Genomic DNA, 14,566 nt, shown 5'->3' on the forward strand with positions numbered 1-14,566 from the left:
GTTCCCGACAAAGAGGGAGTCCAAAATTAGACGGTGCAAATTACTTCGCACCGTCTTTTTTGATCACCGACTGGATTGTTTTGAAAAGAATACGAAAATCCAGTCCCATGCTCCAATCTGTAATATACTGCTTGTCCAATTTGACTACTTCTTCAAAATCTGTAATCTTGCTGCGCCCACTGACCTGCCAAAGTCCGGTAATTCCCGGCTTAATGGAAAGTCTTGCCCGGTGTCGGAGTTCATACTTCTCCCACTCGTCTAATGTAGGAGGCCGTGTTCCCACAAGAGACATATCTCCTTTGAGCACATTAAAAAACTGCGGAAATTCATCCAGCGATGTTCTCCGGATAAAATCCCCGATACCCGTCTTTTTCTGTCCGTTCGGAAGAATCTTATTTCCAATGACCCTCGGATCAAAATCCATTTTGAACATCATGCCGTCTTTCATGTTATTTTGATCCATCAGCTCTTTCTTCATCTCCTCGGCATTCATATACATGCTTCGGAATTTGTACATTTTAAACTTGCGTCCATTCTTCCCGATTCTTGTCTGGGTAAAAAATACCGGTCCCGGTGATTCTTTCTTGATTGCAGGTGCAATAAAAATGAACAGGACTATTGTAATGAGGCAGCCTACAAGTCCTCCAATAATATCCAGTATCCGTTTTCCCAAAAGCTGCTTGTCTGTGGCATAATTTATGCTTGTACTAAGAACAGTATACCGGCCGATCTTTTCCACAAACTGTCTTTTTCCTTCAAATTCCGGCAGCTGCCCCACATTAATGTGTACGGTGATTCCGGTTTCGCTCAACTGGTTAATGAGCTGTTCCGGCAAAGGATCTCTTGGCGGCATCACAACCAACGCTTCATCCACCCATTCCCGGCATACAAAATCAGCTGCTGTTCTTACTGTTGCAACAACCGGAATCTTATGGACGGACTGCCCTTCCATATTTTTATCAATCACAACGATTCCCGCCAATTTGTACCGCTCAAAACTGTAGTCCACAATTTCATGCACAACAGACTCTGCCATGGATTCTGTTGTAATAATAATAAGCGATGTCCGCTCGTCCTTAAGCCTCTTTCGCAGCAGCCGCTTCCACCCAAGACGCACAAAGTAGGTGACCAGCAAGTAAATAAGCCCCATCGCATACAAAGTGATACGCGAATAGATAAAGCCATCCTGTACACTGAACAAATAAAGAGTTGCCAGAAGTTCCAATATCAGTGTCTGCTGCACAATAGCCGCAAATTCTTTATAATATCCTCGTTTCAGTACATTTTTCAATGTCTCAAACAGGAAAATGATCATAATATCCGCCATGGTAAGGAAAATAGCCATGCTGCGGTATACTTCTATTCTGTATGGGTTGATAAAACCATGTCTGATCACATAGGACAATACAAAAGCAATGTGGAGACAGATCAGATCCAACACGAGAAAATCACCGTGTTTAAACCAGCCCTTAGAACCTTTTTTATACATCGCGTAATCTCCTTCCCCTTTTTTCCCTTATAACATAGTCTTTCCAGGATATTTGATTCTTCGATGTAATTTGTCGCTTTATTTTAACTTATAAGCAGTAAAATGTCAAATTTATCCCCTTTCGTTTGCTTCCGGACTGATATTTTCTTCTCCCAGAAGCTCCTCTATATTCTGCGGTGTCACCTTAAAATAAGGGACCATAAGATAGCGGTCGTTTTCAAAAGGAAGATCTTCCATTCCCTCCCCCGATACAAGAGCCGCTGCCAGCTTTGCCATCATTTCCGCCTGTCCCTCTTTATCATTATACACTGTCCCTGTAAGCTTGGAATCCCGAATCGCTTTCAATCCATCATCTGTTCCGTCTATGCCAAAGATCACAGGCCTTGAAGTTTCACTGTAATTCAGCTTTTCATAAGCATCTATCGCTCCCAGCGCCATGTCATCATTATTCGCCAGCACAAGCTCAATGCTGGTCTGATACTGACCGATCATCTGCTCCATCCGGTTCTCCGCCTGTGCTCTGTTCCAGTTTGCAATCTCGTAACTTAACTTTTCCAGTGCAATTCCTTTCTGCTGCAGCGTATTCACTGAATTTTCTGTACGGATAACGGAATCCTGGTGCCCTGCCTCTCCTTCCAGCACAACGTACTGAATCTTCCCATCCTTGTTGCGGTCGATCTGCTCATTCTCCCATATCTCGTCTGCTGCCAGCTCTCCCTGCATCACCCCGGACTGCTTCGCATCTGCTCCTACATAGTAAAGCCGGTCCCACTGCATGAGATCCTCCGCCACCGGTTCCCGGTTAAAGAAAATAATCGGCACATCATACTCTCTTGCCAGATCGATGATATCCGACGGATCTGCCCGGTCTACCAGATTGACGCACAGTACATTACAGCCGGCGTCAATCAGTTCTTTCACCTGGTCGTTCTGCGTCTTCTGCAGCCCCGCGGCATCTCTCACCGTCACTGCAGGCACTGTGCCGCCAACCTCCATCTCTTCTAACTGCGCTTTAAAAGAGTCAAGCATCTCATTTAAAAAAGTGTCACTTTGATTGTAGTAAGTAACTCCTATATAAAGCCGGTTTTCCTGATTTTGCTGCTGATTCCCGCAGGCACTAAGAAGCAATGCTGTCGTTCCCAGAATGATTCCCGCCGACAAAATTCTCTTTTTCTTCATTGCGCTTCCTTTCATTTTCTACTGACTCATTGTAAAAAGAATTTCCTGATTTTCTTCAGAAAACAGTTCTTCCTTTCGTATGATAGTATGATACACTTCTATACTCTGCATGTGATACAGATAATCATCCAGTTCTTTGGCTATTTCATTAAGACTCTGATATCCCAGATTAAATTCATCTGCTACCAGCAGACATTCCACCACACCGGTGTCCAGATAATAAGCCGCTTCTGTGGAATTTCCGATTCCATAAATCCGTGCGCCGTGGAGACTGTCTGAGGCCGCACATTCTCCTGCTGCCGTCAGGCTGCTGTCATCCAGCGCCGCAATAATATCGACCGCCGGCTGCACTCCGAGAAAGCTCTCTCCGCCTTCTGTAAAGGGATGTCCTACCGCCCACCGGATCCTGACATTTGAATCCGCCAGGGCAGCCCGAAATCCCATCTCCCGGCTTATCACTGCTGCCGAATCTGTTGTTTCAGAAAGGATTCCCAGTGTTTTACCGTCAAGTTTCCCTTCATAATCTTTTATCAATTCCTCCCCTAAGGCTTTTCCCATGGTATAATGATCCGGTTCCGTCACCGGGAACACAGTGTCTTCCCCATCTGTTAAAGCAGAACCCACCAGCATAATGGGAACTTTCTTCCCAATCTCCTGCAGCATTTCTTCTGTTTCTTCTCCTGGTACCGGATAGAGGATCAGCGCATCCGCCCCGTTTTCGATCTCATCCCGGAGCAAACGCTCTTCCTCCTGGGCTGTCAGTGTCTCTGCTGTACTTGCCACAGACATCTCTATGTTATTATCAGCGGCAGCCATTCTAAGGCCATATTTAAAAGCTGACCATTGCCGGTCATCGGAATTTGGGACAACAACTGAAATCTTGTATCTGTCATCCTGTCTCTTCTCGCTGATCATAACAATCGCCAACACGAGAATAAGTACTGCCAGCACCGCCTCGATCAGAATAAACGTTTTCTTGTCATTCTTCATCTTTGCTTTCCTTTGTCTTCTCTTCTATATCATTGATCTTCTCTTTACTTAATATATATCCGTTTTCCAGAATCTTTCCGTTTTCCTCTGTGTATGGAACTGCCGGAATGCGGATGGAAACCTTTGTTCCTTCATCCGGCTCACTCTCTACTACAAGCCCGTATTCTTTTCCAAATAAAATCTGGATCCGGTTGTTGATATTGATCAGTCCAACTCCCGAACCATGCTTATGGATCCGGTTGCTGTCTGTGAGCACAAATTCCACCTCTTCTTCCGACATGCCAAGTCCATTGTCCTCTACTGCAAGGATAATGACTTCCCCTTCTTTCCTTCCGGTCACCCTGATCTCTCCGCAGTCATCCATACTGCTGACACCGTAATTAATAGCGTTTTCCAAAATCGGCTGAAGGATCAGTTTCACTGTACAGTAGGAATAAACCTCTTCATCTACATCGAATTTCACTGAAAATGTATTTTTATAACGAATCTTCTGGATATTCATGTAGCTTTTCGCATGCTGAAGCTCATCCCGAATGCTGATCACTGTACGTCCCTTGGAAAGGCTGATCCGGAACAGGCGGGCCAGCTGTGAAATCATAAATACTGCTTCCTCATTACGCTCGCCTTCCACCATCCAGGTAATAGATTCCAGGGCGTTATATAGAAAATGAGGATTAATCTGACTCTGTAATGCATCCAGTTCGCTCTTTCTCCGCTCGTTCTGCTCCAGAACAATCTCCTTCATCAGACGGTCGATCTGTTCATAAGAATTTTGAATGGACTGTCCCAGATGCCGGATCTCAGGCGAACCTCCAATATAAATCTCCGGCTTTTTCCCCGCTTCATATTCCCTGACTGACTCATTTAACAGAAGGACAGGCCTTGATATCCTCTGAGAAACAACCCGGTTGATCGCACACAGCATCATAATCATCACAAGAATGATCATTACGATAAAATACCGGATATCGATCATTCCATGTGTAAAAGTTGAATAGGGAATTACCCCTACAAGCTTCCAGCCGGTGTAGCTTATTGTATTGACAACGACTTTCCGCCTCTCCCCTTCAAACTTCTCATCATAAACTCCGTCTTTGTATTCTGCAGCGCCCTTACTGTTTTCGCTGCTAATTCCATCACTGATCTGGATCTGCCTGGGGTGATAAATAATCTCACCGTTACTGTCACACAGATAATAATACTGTCCGTTATTATCTGTATTCAGTTTATTCATCATCCGGGAAATGCCCGAATAATCCATATCTACCAGAAGAACCCCCAGTCTGGTCACTCCGTCTTCCGTAATCTCTACTGCACGGCTTAAAGAGATGACCCAATAGTAACGCAGACTGTTATCATCAAAAAGATTTTGAATATGAGGAGTAGAAAAATGCACATTTTCCACTTCTTCCATCGCTTTCACATACCAATCCTGCTGTGTTACATTGGGATCTGCCTTTTCAGACACCACCGGTTCCGCTGCCATAAGACTTCCATAACTGTTGTACAAAGCAACACTTCTTAGATTTTCCCGGTTTGCTTCGTACATGAGATTCATTCCTTCCTGAATCACCTGATCCTGGTTGGAAAAATCATTTTCCTTAATGATATTATAATACAGGACATCAGATATCTGGCGCATACTCACCAGATAATCCTCCATGCTTTCTCCTGCCTGTTCTGTCAGCTTCTGCGTGCTTTGCACCATATCTTCTCTGGACAGAGTGGAAAATCGCATATACAGGATCAGACCCAAAACTATCATAATTGAAATAGAAATTACAGAAAGAACGATCATTAAAACCGACTGTATCCCTCTTGGCTTTAATTTTTGTAAATATCTGAAATATTTTTTCTTCACTTTTCCTCCTGCTCCGTCCTGTATTTTGACGGTGACACTCCAAACTGCCTCTTAAATACATAGCTGAAATAATTTGGATCCGCATATCCTACACTTTTTGCTATCATGTAACTTTTCTCCGCTGTTTCCAGCAGCAAATGCGCCGCCTTCTCCATTCGGTAACTGGTCAGATACCCGATAAACGACTGCCCTGTCTCCTTTTTGAAAATGGTTGAGAAATAGGAATTGGAAACACCCAGCAGATCACAGATGCTGTCCAAAGATAATTCCTCTTCAAAATAATGATTATCAATATATTCTTTGGCCCTGAATACAAAAGATTTACTGGAGCGGCTTCTTGCATTCATCAAGTTTTCCCGAAATAAAAAACTGATGTCCAACAGCCATTTTCGCAGAGCCTCCGGCTCCAGATCCAGAAGATTACTGTACAGCTGTCTTGTATCCCCTGAAAATTCTTCCACAACCAGATCATTATTAGATACAAACCGGTACAGAGCGCTCACCATCTCCATCACAGCAATATGATGATACTGCAAAGATTTATCGGGAAAAGACATCCGATCCATATACTTATCCACAGCTTCCGTCACATCCTGAGGTGATCCGATCCGAATCTTCTTAAACAGTTCCGATAACTCCGCATCATTAGCCGTAACGGCTCTTCCCGTTTCAGAAGGCGCAATTTCCTTAATGTTGATCGCCCTGCAGGCGCCATATATTGCACGGTAAGAAACCGCCTCCCTGGCACCGTTATAGGACTGGGACAACTCCAGGATATCGCTGCACACCTGTCCTACTCCAATGATAACCACCGCTCCGATCATACGACTGGCATAGCGGCAGAAGCGATCGCACTCGTCTGTCAGATCTGATACCTCATTTTCATTCTTCAGCTGTGCGATCATCACTGTATTTCCCAGATAGGAAAAATATTTTGGATGCCATTTACCGCCCAATCGTTCCATTGCCTGCTTCTGAACAGAAGTCGCCAAAAGCACCGGGTTCATATTCTTTGGAACCTGCCTTGAGGATGTATGGATCACAACACAGCAAAAAAACGGCCCTTTCAGGGAAATCTGATAATCTTCAATATATTTGGGAAGATCTCCCTCCATAATCCTTCCTTCTATCAAGGTAGAATAAAAGTTCGCCTGCAAAAGAGGCAGGGATTCCATATAATATTTCTGAAGGATTTCCGTATTTCTTTTCTCACTGATCTCCTGATCCAGCTTTATTTTCAATTGAGTAAATACATTTGTAAGCTCCAGTGAATTGACCGGCTTCAAAATATATTCTTCTACCTCCAGGTGTACTGCTTCCTTGGCATACTCGAACTCGTCAAACCCGGTAAAGATCAAAAGCTTAGTTGCCGGAAACTCCTCCTTGATCCGTCCCGCCAGTTCCATACCGTCCATATATGGCATCTTTATATCTGTCATGACTACATCCGGCTGGAACTCCTCTACCATTTCAAACGCCTTTACGCCATTGTTTGCATAGCCGATCACAGAAAACCCAAGGCCCTCCCAATTGATCTTCTTCATGATCACCTGTATAACTTCTTCTTCGTCGTCTACCAAAAGAACCGTATATTTATCCATAAATCTTTCTCCATGTACATAATTTCCATCCGTCATATAAACATTACCATACAAAAGAATGGCTGCTATTATTATAGCAACCACCAAAACCATTTGTAAACATTTACGGATGTTTTGAAACATACAACCCTGTCTTGACAAATAAATAAGGGAAGTATATCGTAAAATCACAGCGTATCCTTTATCCGCTCCACTCTCTTTTCACAAAGGATATACTCTTGCAAAAAGAGGGTAGTATTATTTGAACAAAAAAGGAGTCAACATGAAAAAAATATTATTTGTCAATGCCTGCGTAAGACCCTGCTCACGCACCTGTTTACTGGCACAGGAAGTTCTGAAAAAATTAAACGGACAGATAGAAGAAGTCCATCTTGGCCATGAACAACTTTCCCCTCTGGATCTGGAACTGTTAGAAAAGCGAAACCAGCTTATTTCATCCAAAAATTTTTCAGATCCTCTATTTCGCTATGCAGCCCAGTTTGCTGCCGCAGATGAAATTGTTATTGCAGCGCCCTACTGGGATCTGGCTTTTCCTTCCATCTTAAGGATATATCTCGAACATGTTACAGTAGTCGGCGTAACCTTCCAGTATTCCCCGGACGGTATTCCCCTGGGACTTTGCAAAGCAAAACGTATCATTTATGTGACAACAGCAGGCGGCCCTATCGCAGACCGAAACCTGGGCTACGATTATGTAAAGGCTCTGTCTGATGCCTTTTACAGTATACCGGAAGTGCTCTGCTTTCAGGCTGAAAACCTGGATATCCAGGGCGCTGACGTAAACGGCATTCTTGAAGACGCTGTTTTGCGAATCAAAGAAGCGCTCTGATCTTTTCCATTTCTATTATCAAACGGACCAGACAGCACATTGATCCTGTGCTCTGTCTGATCCGTTTGTTTTGTATATTATGCTGTTTTCTTTTCCAGCACGATCACCCGTTCCTGCAGGTCCCCCACTATTTTTAATAAAATGGAGGTATTATCGTTTTCAAGCTTTGTTATCCTGTAATAAGTTTCCAGATTATCTACCTTTTTATCGACATTTGCAATTTTCTCTTCTAGGCTTTCTCTCATCCTGTCCATTTCCTCAAGTAGACCATTCTCTGTCTCACGCAGCGCTCTCTGCAGCTTCTGATCGAATTTTTCCATTATCCGCTCTTCCGACTCCTGCATAATCGACCGTATTATTTCAATATCCTGTTTTTCTAACATAGTATTCCTCCTTTTGAATATGTGTAATTTACTGTTCCTTCTATATTTTTCAATTACTATTTCACTTACATCGTCTTTATGTCATCTATTATATCGACGAATTATACTTATGTCAAGTAAAAAAGAGGATTACTGCCATTTTTCTGATGTGCTGCTCTCTTCCCTTTAGTCCTGACTGTTCAGTCCGCTTTCCTCTGGGAAAAGATATGGTTCCGGGTCAATTGCTTCTCCGTCTATCTCCAACTGGAAATGCAGGTGATTCCCTGTAGAACGCCCTGTGGTTCCGCTTAAACCGATCTGCTCTCCCTTTTCCACCCTGTCTCCTTCTTTGACATACATCTCGCTGTGATGCATATATTTTGTCACAATTCCTTCTCCGTGGTCAATGATGATCCAGTTGCCGGCGGATCCGCCCCAGCCTGCTTCAATCACTGTTCCCGCTGCCACCGCATAGGTAGGGATATTTTCACTGCCGGTTCCAAGGTCAATCCCTTTATGATAGGAATGGCTCCACTGCCGCCACCCGAATCTGCTTGTTACCTGTGACCCCGGACATGGATCTGCAAACTCTCCAAGCAGACTGTCAAAAGTCTCCAGTGTCATTCGGTCCAAACGATAGAGATCATAAGTTTCCATCTGCCGGATCAGGCTTTTTCCGTAATCAACGTCCGTTGCCCAACGGCTTCCGATCCTCATGGCAAAAGTATTGGCGTCCGTTACCCCTTCGATCAGATCACTATATACTTCCTTCAAAAGTTTTGCCCTGTCCTCCATACTTTCGCTGTATGTATGGTACATCCGGAATCCTGCCCGAATGGTATAGCTTCTCCCTTCTTCTGTTTCTTCCCCTGTTTTCATCTGAACAGACCCGGCCGGCCCTCTCCCTTTGACTCCGAAAAGATTATTGTACTGAAAGGCCAGGTAGGAAAGCCCCTGTCCCTTCTCACCATAAGGACCATACTTTCCAAATCCGGATTCCTGAATAACCTGAGCAATCGTTACAGAAGCCGGATAGCCGTATTCATCCTGTACCTTCAAAGCTCCTGTGATCATCTCTGTAGTAATAAAGGGCGGAATATTCTCAAGAGGCATATCTGTACTGTACTTTATCCGTAAAACCTTGGGAATGAGCCGTTCTGACGGAGTAAACTCTTCCAGGAATCTTTCCTTTTGATTTCCCGTCACTGGTAGTACCTGTGGATTCCATCCTGTCTGCGGTACAGATGGCGACGGAGCAATCGGTTTTGTCTCTTCATCTGACCCGTTATCCGGTTCGGTTGGTGTCTCTGCAATCTCCGGTTCTTCCGGTTCCGTTGGTGTTTCCGGCTCCGCTGGAATTTCCGGTTCTTCCGGTTCCATTGGCGTTTCCGGCTCCGTTGAACCTTCCGGAGTTTCCGGCTCTGTCGGTGTCTCTGGTTCCTCTGGAATCTCTGGTTCTTCCGGTTCCGTTGGCGTTTCCGGCTCCGCTGGAATTTCCGGTTCTTCCGGTGTCTCTGGCTCCGTTGGAACTTCCGGAGTTTCCGGTTCCGTCGGTGTCTCTGGTTCCTCCGGAATCTCCGGTTCTTCCGGTTCCATCGATGTCTCCGGTTCCGTTGAAACTTCCGGCTCGCCTGACATTTCTACTTCATTAGCTTGTCCCAATCCCTGCTCCCCTGACGGCTCTTCTGCCCACGCTGTTGAGAATCCCGAAAATACTACGGTCGCCGCCATCAGCAGCGGAAGTACTTTCTTTACTTTTTTCTTTTCCAATCCTTTCCACTTCCTTTCCTCCTGTTTTTCCTCCCCTTTTTCCTGTTCTTTCTCCTAATCCTTCCTTAAGGACCATAAGACTTTTCCTCTGATCTGTCCTTCTTTCACTGGTCCGTAATATCTGGAATCGGAAGAATTCTCCCGATTATCTCCCATAATAAAGTATTCCCCTTCTTGCAGCGTCAACGGATTTTCCTGACCAATCCCGGGGCTTGTCTGTCCCTGTATATAAGGTTCTTCCAGTTTATCCCCATCTATGTATACTCCTCCGCTTTCTTTCTCTATATAAATTTCTTCTCCGGGAAGCCCAATGACCCGTTTGATCAGTGTCCTCCCATCCTGTATCCTGGCAAGCACCACATCTCCTCGTTTCAATTCCCCACGGACTTTTCCGTAAAGGGTCAGATCCTGATCCTGATATCCGGGAACCATAGAAGAACCTTCTACAACAGCAAGTCCGAAAAACACATGAGACAGCAAAAAAAGTACACAAGCCATTGCTCCGGTCCCTGCTGCCCACTTCTTCCAGCCCCGCTTTTCTGTTCGGATCTCTTCTATCCGACTGGAAACTGCCTGTTCCACCGGGCTCTCTTCTTTTATTTCCTTCCTATTCCATTCCGTCATGAAGCGCCTCTATCTCCTCCAAAATCTTCCGGGCATTCTCGCTGAAAATGCGCCCCTGCTCCTTCAAAAGCCCTGCCTTTTTCTGATATTCCTGCCGCTCCTTTTCATACATCACTTTTAATTCCCGGATCCGCTCCTCGCCCTCTTTTTCTTGCTCCCGGACTGCTTTTAAAATTTCTTCTGCCTCCTCTTTGGCTTTCCCCAGCATATGCTCCCGATACTCTCGGATCTGGGCCATGCTGTCAATCAGTTCCGTACTCTTTTTCCCGTATTCCTTCTTCCTCTCTTCCTCTTCCTCCGCCTGTTCCTCTATCTTCGCCTGCAGGCTCCGGATCACTTCTTCATACTTCCCGCTGATTATTCGGATGTGCTCCAGCACATCCTCTTCTTCCCAGCCTCCGATTACTTTCTTCCGGATCTCCATCTCTTCAATATAACGGGCGATCTCCTCTGTTTGCGGTAATTTCTTTTTTTCTGACATGGCTTCCTTTTCTCCTTCTGCCTATTCTTTTACTCGAACAGCTCCAGGGTAATCTTATGATCCCATTTTTCTCCTTCTTTTGCTTCTGTAAAACCATCATTATAGAAAAACCCAAGTTCCTCCGGCTCTTCCTCTTCTCTGATCAAGGTAAACAAGTAAAAATCCCAGCTTCCCTTCTTGCTGTCTGCCGGCAGAGTATCCCAAAATTCTGTCCCCGGAGCCGCCAAAATGAGGAGTTTTCCTTCCCTTGGTTCGCCATCCACGTATCCTTCCACATAGCATCTCTTTGGGTTGAAATCTTCTCCGCTTCGGTTCTCTGTCGTCCCCGATACCACCAGATACCTCCAGCCTTCTTCTTCCGGATAATAGTCATAATATCCCATGGGACTTGGCGGCTTTACCTGAGACATGTACTGGGTATCTTCTATATAGAGGGTAATCTCCTCCCCGATTCGGAGCGTCCCCTCCGCCTTGGTGACTTCCTGTGCCTCTGCCGGCTTCTTCCCGCATCCTGCAAGGGCCGATAAAACAAATACTCCCATTAACAGTAATACAGCCTGCCGGAATCCTTTCTTCTTTTGTTCTCTCTTCATGGTTTTACTCCACATGCAGGGTAGCATTAATGGTTCCTTTATTCATTTCCTGCTGATAATCATCCAGACTTCCAGTGTCCACCAAAAGGGAAATTGGATAATCTCCCGGCTCCAGTTCTTCCGCGATCTCCCATTTTGTCACTGCCGTTCCCGGCTCCAGCCATCCACTCTCATAGAGGACATCTCCTCCTTCCTGCAGACTTACTGTATATTTGAAGTAACAGGGATTTCCCTCCGGATTGGACAATGCTGCATGAACCGTCCTCTGACCTGCTTCCATATCGATGGTTCCGAATCCGGGAAGCATGATCTGGCTTGGATCCTCATTCTTCAGACCGCCCGGCATCTGATAAGCCATGGCTGAATCGTCCAGATCCGGCCCCCGGTTCTGGGCAAAATACCACCAGAGTCCGCCGGCAATCAACGCCAGCAAAATTACCAGCGGAATCAGAATCTTTCCCCAGCTCTTTCCGATCACCCGCACATAGATCACTCCCCCATCTTCCTCCTCACAGGGGATATATCCCAGTACTTTCTGTCCGTATCCCAGTTTAGCCTTAAAGGGGTTTACCGCCACTTCCGTCCCTTCCTCTCCCAGCAGGAACGCTGCCTCTTCTTTCTTTGAACGGTACCCGATATCCCCTATAATCTTCTGGGGCGTAATCTCCTCTTCTTCCGCCATCCCTGCCGGAATGTAATTCCAACAGCCTTCTTTCCTGCTGTAAGTTTTACTGCTGGTTTCCAGCTCTTTCTCCACTAATCTTCTGCTCATAGACTTTTCATTCCCTTCTCTTTTGTTCCTATTCCACTACCAGAGTAGTCTTGATCGCCCCTTGGTTCATTTCACCTTCCGGATCATCCACCGGATGAGTCTCCACCTGTACTGTTACTTCATAACTTCCCGCTTCCAGAGGTTCTGTAAGGTCGAACTCCATAACCGCATTTCCCGGCTCCACAAGTCCGGAAGTGTAAAGTTCTTCCCCAGTATCATTGCGTACAAGGTGGAATTTGAAATAACAGGGATTGCCTTCCGGATTAAAAAGAACATGCTCCACATGCTCCTCCCCTGCCCGGGCTGTGATCTGACTGATCCCCGGCAGCATGATCTGGCTTGGATCCTTATTTACCATCCCTTCCACATGGTAAGCAATCTGGGCTTCATCCAGTCCCGGAACCTCTTCATCCCTTAGATACCACAAAAATCCCAGCACAATCCCTGCCAGGAGGCACAAAAGCAACAGGGGTAAAAGGATGGTCTTTACCAGGGAGCGTCCTAAGATTCTCACACAACAGACCGGCTCATCCCCCTCTCCTTCCGGTACAACCGGAATATAACCAATGGTCTTTTCGTTCCACCGCTTCCCCGGGCGATATTCATAAAGCCCTGTCAGGGCCTCCCCGTCTTCTAAAGTAAGCTCTGCACTTCCGGAATCCTGCCGTCTTAAATCCCCGGCAATGCGTCTTTCCTTTTCCGGAAGTTCCTTATATTCTTCGATGGTAAGGTAAGGCCACTGATGACCTTTTTTATCCTGAAAGGAGCGCTGCTCCTTAATATTCTTTGTTATTGCATCAAACTGTATAAAATACTTCATGAGTTTCTCCTGTTTCTTACTTCCATTCTCTTTTTTCTTACATTTTATAGAAGGACTCTGACTGCTCTTTATTTTTCAAAACAGGGAGCCAGATCCTTTTCCGGCTCCCTGTTTTTCTTTGAATCATTTATTTTACTTTTCTTGTTTTTGATAGAATCAGGATTAGAGGGCTAAGAAGACAACTAATTCTGTGTGATCGTGTAAGTCAGGGTATCTACAAATTCTGTTCCTTTCGGTGTTCCAACTCCTGCAGCTTGTAGAAGCCTTGCCTGACCTGTAAGAGCCAGAGTCTGATCACCTGCAGATGGTGTACTCTTACTCTTCAACGTTCCTACAAAAACATCTGTCGGATCTCCAGTAGAACCTTCTGCTAATTTCGCCCCACCTTCATTTGCTGTATAGTCTACTTCATATTTAAGAGATCCATAAGTTCCATTGCTAACTACAGCACCCTGTGCTGACGCAACACCAACTCCTACTTCCAGACCATACGGAAGACCTTTGGTAGTATCAACCGGTTTCAGTTCCAGTTTCTGCTCTACTGCAGTAGCTGTATCTTGGAACATAATGTCTGACGGAATGGTTACATAGTATCCTGCATCTCCACCACCTGGTGTTACTGCTCCAGTAATATACTTCACTTCCGTTTCTGACTCTGCTGCAAATACGCTCATCGGTGCTACTGCACTCACTGTCATTGCTCCTAAAATTGCTAATGTTGCTAATCTCTTCTTCATACTTCTTTTTTTCCTTTTCTCTGTGTTTTTTTATTGTTTGGATGGCCTCTCCATCCTGTTCCCCTCCATCTCTTTTTTCCCGGCTGATGGATTTCCGTGTGTCTTGAAAGTGTATTTTTTAAAATGCACTTTCCTCCTCTTTTTCTTCTTTTTTATCCTTCAGCAGGATCAGTAAAATTGCTCCCGCTGAAATCATAACCATAGCCAGATATGCTATGGGTAAGGAGGCATCTCCTGTCCGTACCGGACTAGTGCGTTTCCCGGCGTTGATCGTGCTGCTTCCTTCGCTACCGTCTCCGCCGATTCCCTGAGTCTCTTTTGCAACATACGTTACATTAACTCCACTGTCCACTCCGGCGGCCTTAGCGCTCCCTAAGGGAGCTACCGCCAGCAGCAGACAGAGTCCGGCACATACCAGTACTTTTCTGATTACTTTAGATGTTTTCATCTCTTTTCCT

The 14,566-nt window shown here is 45.3% G+C and carries 15 protein-coding genes; 1 reads left to right on the forward strand and 14 read right to left on the reverse strand.

The genetic code is table 11. From position 1 onward, the window contains the following. Nucleotides 1-40: 40 nt before the first annotated feature. The 5 genes from R2J37_RS00265 to R2J37_RS00285 form a co-directional block, all read right to left on the reverse strand. Nucleotides 41-1,489: a sugar transferase gene (locus R2J37_RS00265; protein WP_230107505.1), complete on the reverse strand. Its 1,449-nt coding sequence runs from the start codon at nt 1,487-1,489 to the stop codon at nt 41-43. A gap of 111 nt (nt 1,490-1,600) precedes the next feature. After that, entirely contained in the window at nt 1,601-2,668 is a 1,068-nt protein-coding gene (locus R2J37_RS00270; protein WP_256194783.1) for a galactose ABC transporter substrate-binding protein, read from the reverse strand. An 18-nt stretch (nt 2,669-2,686) separates the two neighbouring features. Further along, the gene (locus R2J37_RS00275) at nt 2,687-3,658 is read right to left on the reverse strand and encodes a sugar ABC transporter substrate-binding protein (RefSeq protein ID WP_316265929.1); all 972 of its coding nucleotides are present in this window, start codon (nt 3,656-3,658) and stop codon (nt 2,687-2,689) included. Beyond that, nucleotides 3,648-5,519, reverse strand: coding sequence for a sensor histidine kinase family protein (locus R2J37_RS00280; RefSeq protein WP_256194787.1), 1,872 nt, complete (start codon nt 5,517-5,519; stop codon nt 3,648-3,650). Before R2J37_RS00280 ends, R2J37_RS00275 begins: the two co-directional genes overlap by 11 nt. Continuing rightward, the gene (locus R2J37_RS00285; RefSeq protein WP_316265932.1) at nt 5,516-7,120 is read right to left on the reverse strand and encodes a response regulator; all 1,605 of its coding nucleotides are present in this window, start codon (nt 7,118-7,120) and stop codon (nt 5,516-5,518) included. The genes R2J37_RS00280 and R2J37_RS00285 overlap by 4 nt, the downstream gene beginning before the upstream one ends. A gap of 262 nt (nt 7,121-7,382) precedes the next feature. Between R2J37_RS00285 and R2J37_RS00290 the strand changes: the two genes are divergently transcribed. Then, nucleotides 7,383-7,949, forward strand: a complete 567-nt coding sequence (locus R2J37_RS00290) for an NAD(P)H-dependent oxidoreductase (protein ID WP_230107500.1) — start codon at nt 7,383-7,385, stop codon at nt 7,947-7,949. Nucleotides 7,950-8,026: 77 nt separating this feature from the next. On the opposite strand, the gene R2J37_RS00295 is transcribed toward R2J37_RS00290, so the two are convergent. The 9 genes from R2J37_RS00295 to R2J37_RS00335 all read right to left on the reverse strand — a co-directional run bounded on the left by R2J37_RS00295 (nt 8,027) and on the right by R2J37_RS00335 (nt 14,556). Then, the gene (locus R2J37_RS00295; RefSeq protein WP_316265934.1) at nt 8,027-8,332 is read right to left on the reverse strand and encodes a hypothetical protein; all 306 of its coding nucleotides are present in this window, start codon (nt 8,330-8,332) and stop codon (nt 8,027-8,029) included. A gap of 165 nt (nt 8,333-8,497) precedes the next feature. Next, a complete protein-coding gene (locus tag R2J37_RS00300) occupies nt 8,498-10,081 on the reverse strand; it encodes a peptidoglycan DD-metalloendopeptidase family protein (RefSeq protein WP_316265936.1) in 1,584 nt (527 codons plus the stop codon). A gap of 54 nt (nt 10,082-10,135) precedes the next feature. Continuing rightward, nucleotides 10,136-10,705 carry a signal peptidase I gene (gene lepB, locus R2J37_RS00305; protein WP_230107497.1) on the reverse strand — a complete coding sequence of 190 codons (570 nt, stop codon included), beginning with the start codon at nt 10,703-10,705 and terminating at the stop codon, nt 10,136-10,138. After that, nucleotides 10,689-11,186: a hypothetical protein gene (locus R2J37_RS00310; RefSeq protein ID WP_316265938.1), complete on the reverse strand. Its 498-nt coding sequence runs from the start codon at nt 11,184-11,186 to the stop codon at nt 10,689-10,691. The genes lepB and R2J37_RS00310 overlap by 17 nt, the downstream gene beginning before the upstream one ends. 29 nt (nt 11,187-11,215) lie before the next feature. Further along, nucleotides 11,216-11,779, reverse strand: a complete 564-nt coding sequence (locus R2J37_RS00315; protein ID WP_230107495.1) for a hypothetical protein — start codon at nt 11,777-11,779, stop codon at nt 11,216-11,218. A gap of 4 nt (nt 11,780-11,783) precedes the next feature. Then, on the reverse strand, nt 11,784-12,551 hold the full coding sequence (locus tag R2J37_RS00320; RefSeq protein ID WP_230107494.1) for a hypothetical protein: 768 nt from the start codon (nt 12,549-12,551) through the stop codon (nt 11,784-11,786). 28 nt (nt 12,552-12,579) lie between these two features. Further along, nucleotides 12,580-13,371 carry a hypothetical protein gene (locus R2J37_RS00325; RefSeq protein WP_316265941.1) on the reverse strand — a complete coding sequence of 264 codons (792 nt, stop codon included), beginning with the start codon at nt 13,369-13,371 and terminating at the stop codon, nt 12,580-12,582. A gap of 182 nt (nt 13,372-13,553) precedes the next feature. Beyond that, nucleotides 13,554-14,108: a hypothetical protein gene (locus R2J37_RS00330; RefSeq protein WP_316265943.1), complete on the reverse strand. Its 555-nt coding sequence runs from the start codon at nt 14,106-14,108 to the stop codon at nt 13,554-13,556. A 118-nt stretch (nt 14,109-14,226) separates the two neighbouring features. Continuing rightward, nucleotides 14,227-14,556, reverse strand: coding sequence for a hypothetical protein (locus tag R2J37_RS00335; protein WP_230107491.1), 330 nt, complete (start codon nt 14,554-14,556; stop codon nt 14,227-14,229). Nucleotides 14,557-14,566 lie beyond the last annotated feature (10 nt).

The sequence above is a fragment of the Claveliimonas bilis genome (assembly GCF_030296775.1).
GTDB lineage: Bacteria > Bacillota > Clostridia > Lachnospirales > Lachnospiraceae > Claveliimonas > Claveliimonas bilis.